This is a genomic window from Psychrobacter sp. 1Y4 (assembly GCF_051847555.1).
This window is the reverse complement of record NZ_JBPYDE010000471.1, coordinates 1-750: the sequence shown is the minus strand read 5'-3', so window position 1 is coordinate 750 and position 750 is coordinate 1. Positions and strand designations below refer to the sequence as shown.

General features: G+C 47.3%; 1 protein-coding gene. It reads right to left on the bottom strand.

Annotation, left to right across the window (positions count from 1 at the left end; translation table 11 throughout):
• Window positions 1–102: 102 nt before the first annotated feature.
• Window positions 103–750: hydroxymethylbilane synthase (gene hemC / locus ACS8FC_RS17030; protein WP_439297658.1), on the bottom strand; the 648-nt coding region annotated here is incomplete at its 5' end.

The window sequence follows — 750 nt, the reverse complement described above, 5'->3', positions numbered from 1 at the left end:
ATGACATAGATGTACCACGACAAAAGACTTGTAAAATTGACTGAATCATCGACCAAACAGTGGATATGTCAATCAATGACTCAGTATGACAAAGCGAATACGCTACTCAGCGTGATAAATCGCTGACAAGATAGCCCCTGCACCATCAGCAAGTAGTATATTGGCAACATCAATACCGAGCTGATTTGCCTGCGACTCTTGCTCGTCTTGTGTACCAACCAATGTCACGCGCTTTTCTGCTTTTAACAGCTTACTACCATCCGCTTGACCCACTCGGCCACGTAACCACAATACATTGCCGTTATCGTTATTGCCATTTTCACCATTGTTATCATTATTAGCACTGGTTTCATCAGCCATTTGCAACACTGCGTAGGCTGCAATCGGTACCTGGCATCCGCCCTCCAAGTGACGGTTCAGCGCACGCTCAGCGATAAGGCGAATACGCGCTTTATCATCGTTCAGTGGTGCTAATAGTTTTAACACCTCGTCATCACCTTCACGGCATTCAATGGCTAACGCACCTTGACCAACTGCAGGCAAGCAGGCATCAATATCTAGCTGCCCACGTATCCGCTCATCTAACTCAATACGCTGCAAGCCACTGGTCGCCAAGATAATGGCATCATACTCACCAGCATCTAATTTGCCCAACCGCGTCCCAACATTGCCGCGCAAGGTTTTGATCTGTAGATCTGGGCGGTAGGCTTTGATCTGACATTGACGACGCAAACTTGAGGTTCCAACAAC